The organism is Bradyrhizobium sp. Ai1a-2 (assembly GCF_000426245.1).
Lineage (GTDB): Bacteria > Pseudomonadota > Alphaproteobacteria > Rhizobiales > Xanthobacteraceae > Bradyrhizobium.
In genome coordinates, this window is the sequence record NZ_AUEZ01000193.1 from 1 (window position 1) to 3329 (window position 3329).

A 3329-nucleotide genomic window follows, 5' to 3' on the forward strand; every position below is an offset into this window, starting at 1 on the left:
CGGTGTAAAGTTTACTGACGGCATCGAGGTCATTCCGACCGCTGAAAGCCACGCCGCCTGATCAGGCCGCGTCACCCAGAATCAGCCATAGCTCCAGCCCGAGGCCGGCGTCTGACTACGGCTCCGCCCTAACCCCAGCTATAGCAATGGCACCCGGCGGTCCGCTCTACGAGCAGGGACCAGGGACCATCAGCCGGTGGATGGCCCTGCCTTGGCAGGGCGACACCGCCTTCTGTCGCTCCGGCTACTCGGGATACTCAACCAGCTTCGACCCCTACGTGCCGACCTTCTGGCCCGCGCGCGTTCCGAACCAAGTGCTCACAGCCGAGGATTACGCGGTGGTCATGGACTTGAGCCGTTCCCGGGAAGAGCGCCTCGCAGCACTCAATAAACGCGCATTTTGGACGCGCGGGCTGCCCACCGACGTGGCGGCGGCAATGATGAAGATGGTGGCGGACTTCGCGCAGATGGGCGTTGTCGAGGCGCAGCCGGGCATTCCTTTCGACCCCGACTTTCCTGCCGTGATCTGGGTCGAATCGATTCCAGCGCATCGTGTCGAAGCCTTGAGGGCCCACGCCGCTGCTTTGATGGCGGAAAGGCCGCCAGGACCGCCCACGGAGGCCCAACTCGCCGGCTGGGAAAGCGAGGCCCATCGCGACGCCTTTGCCGCTGTGCGACTGAGGTTTCGTACATAACCGCGCGGATACCATTCGATGTGGCTGTGATCGGCGCCGGCCCGGCCGGCTCCGTCGCTGCGCACCGGTTGGCGGGCGCCGACCGATCAGTGCTGCTACTCGATCCACGCGTGGCCAACACAGGAGCGTCCAAGCCGGGCGATGCGTTGCCAGGCGCGGCACTGCGTATCCTGAGCGCATGTGGCCTCCCTTCCCCCGCGCAAAGCGGCGCACATCGGCCGATCGGTGGCAACATTTCCGCCTGGGGCGGCCCCCCGTCTACCGCGACTTCCTTGCCGAACCGGACGGCGCGGGCTGGCGGCTGAACCGTTCGGCTTTCGAGGCGGATTTGATCGCCGCAGCCCGCGCTGCAGGTGTCGCAACCCTGGCGGTGGGCCTTTAGGCGTATGTCGCGGGAGTGTGAGGCCTGGCGCCTGTCTCTCCACGGAGAGACCACTTCGGCGCGCTGGCTCATTGACGCGACGGGACGACGCGCTGTCGTCTCGCAACAGCTCGGCGCGCGCCGCCACCGCGACGAGCCCCTCGTGGCCTTGGTTGGTCACGCCAGGGCGGATGCCCGCTATCGCATGGAGCGTAACCTCGTTGAGACCACGGCAGATGGCTGGTGGTACGCAGCCTTGCTGCCTAACCGCGGCCCGGTATTCATGCTCCATACGCGACCAATACAGGTTAGGAGCGGCCTCGCGCATCCGCATATTTGGCGATCGGCCTTGGCATCCACGCATCTCATCGCGCCAGCGTTTCCCGACCCTGTTGTTGAAGGGTCGTTGCGCGCATATGAAGCTTGCGGCTCGTGGCTAGCGCCGGTGGCAGGCGACGGATGGGTTGCCTGCGGCGACGCTGCCTTGAGCTTCGATCCGTGTGCGGGCCAGGGCCTGTTGTCCGCCCTAAAGGGGGGAATGGCGGCGGCGGACGCCGTCGCGCATGCTCTCGAAGGCGATACGGATCAGATGGGCGCGTACGCGGCGCAGGTAGCTGAAGCGCGACGGATTTACCGACAGCGGGTCCGGGCTCACTATGCTCAGGAGATCCGCTGGCGAGGCTCGGATTTCTGGAGCGTCGAAGTTCCATCCTGTGAATGCTAATCGAACATTGCCCCCCCATCGGCGTCGTCGAGACCCTTTCAGGCCGTTGATTTCATTGATTTGAGATGACGCGACCCCTACGCCGATCATGCTCGAGACCCCACGGCGAAACACAGGGTCTCCTTTCTCAGTGTGAAGGGTGTGGGTCGGGCATCCCGCGTGACCGGGAGGCAGAGAAGTTCGCGCTCCACCGGGAAATCCGGCGCAAGCTGCTGATTAAATTGACTGTTCCTGTGCCGCCGAGACGTTCCTGGCGACGGGCGATCTACTCGCGATGGGCCCTTGCAATTCTCCGTTTTTGGAGTATCATCACTCCTAATTCGGAGGACATCATGCAAGCCCAGCTCACCTACCCAAAGGCCGGTTACGAGCCTTCGCCGCTGATCAACTTGAACGATCAGACGGAGCGGGAGCGTTTAAGCCCGTCCGCCATCAAAGCCTTCTTCAGCATCATGGAGAAGTGGGCGATCAGGGACGCGGACGCTCGCGATCTGTTGGGCGGCGTTTCGAACGGCGTGTTCTACGAGATGAAGAAAAACCCGGACCGGGTTCTTGATACGGATCGGCTCGCACGGATCTCGCTGCTCATCGGCATCTTCAAGAGCCTCAATATCCTCTACCCAGAAGATCTGGCCGATGCCTGGGTGACGCTGCCGAACAATAACCGTCTCTTCAGTGGCGGAACGCCCTTGTCGTACATGATCCAGGGCGGACTGGCCGCGATGTGGACTGTTAGACGGTTGGTCGACTCACGGCGGGGTGGACATTGACGGTCTCCCCGCCGGTTTCGCTCGTCCGTCAATTCGACACGCATCGACTGATCCCGTCGAAATACAGCGACAACAATGACAGCGTGCTCACGCGCATTTCTGACGACGATGCGCACCTCAAGGATATTTTCGATCTCGATCACGCGACGAACGATCGCCTCTTGGCCGAGAATGATCGCTTGCCGGGCATCGGGCTTGGCGAGCTTGTCTTCGGTGTTCCTTACTACCGCATCATCAATGCGGCCTTCTGTCATGCTCATCCTCATGGCAGCCGTTTCAACGGCCCCGATCGAGGTGCCTGGTATGGTGGCTTCGAGATCGAAACATCGATCGCGGAAGTCGGCTTTCACAAGCGGGTCGAGCTTGCCGAGGTCTCTTGGACGAAGCCTGTGTCAGTGACCTACGACGATTATCTGGCTGATTTCACCGGCAGTTTTCACGATCTGCGGGGAGCCGCCGCGTTCACCGCTTGCCTCGATCCCGAAAGCTACATCGAGTCTCAGCGCCTATCGCAGCAGCTGCTTAGCGAAAACTCCCTGGGACTCGTATACCCGAGCGTTCGCCATGAGGGCGGCACCTGCATTGCGTGCTTCCGCCCCGCAGTTGTGGGCAATGTCCGGAAAGATCGAACTCTCCGCTTCACGTTTGAAGTTGGCGCAGATCCGAAGGTCGAGCCCGCCTAATCCGTCGTCCGTGAAGAATCGCCCAAGCCATTGATGTGGAGTCGATTTTTCGGTCGTGAGGGGGTTTGAGATTGCAAGCTTTCGGGGTTTGACGCC

4 protein-coding genes are annotated in these 3329 nt (G+C 62.1%); all 4 read left to right on the plus strand.

The features are described 5' to 3' along the window. Positions 1 to 80: 80 nt before the first annotated feature. On the plus strand, positions 81 to 695 hold the full coding sequence (locus K288_RS53965; RefSeq protein WP_256378899.1) for a LodA/GoxA family CTQ-dependent oxidase: 615 nt from the start codon (positions 81 to 83) through the stop codon (positions 693 to 695). A gap of 26 nt (positions 696 to 721) precedes the next feature. After that, entirely contained in the window at positions 722 to 1000 is a 279-nt protein-coding gene (locus tag K288_RS53300; RefSeq protein ID WP_244443490.1) for an NAD(P)-binding protein, read from the plus strand. A 1112-nt stretch (positions 1001 to 2112) separates the two neighbouring features. Further along, positions 2113 to 2550 carry a hypothetical protein gene (locus K288_RS0142915; protein ID WP_027584813.1) on the plus strand — a complete coding sequence of 146 codons (438 nt, stop codon included), beginning with the start codon at positions 2113 to 2115 and terminating at the stop codon, positions 2548 to 2550. After that, a complete protein-coding gene (locus K288_RS0142920) occupies positions 2547 to 3233 on the plus strand; it encodes an RES family NAD+ phosphorylase (RefSeq protein WP_027584814.1) in 687 nt (228 codons plus the stop codon). Before K288_RS0142915 ends, K288_RS0142920 begins: the two co-directional genes overlap by 4 nt. Positions 3234 to 3329 lie beyond the last annotated feature (96 nt).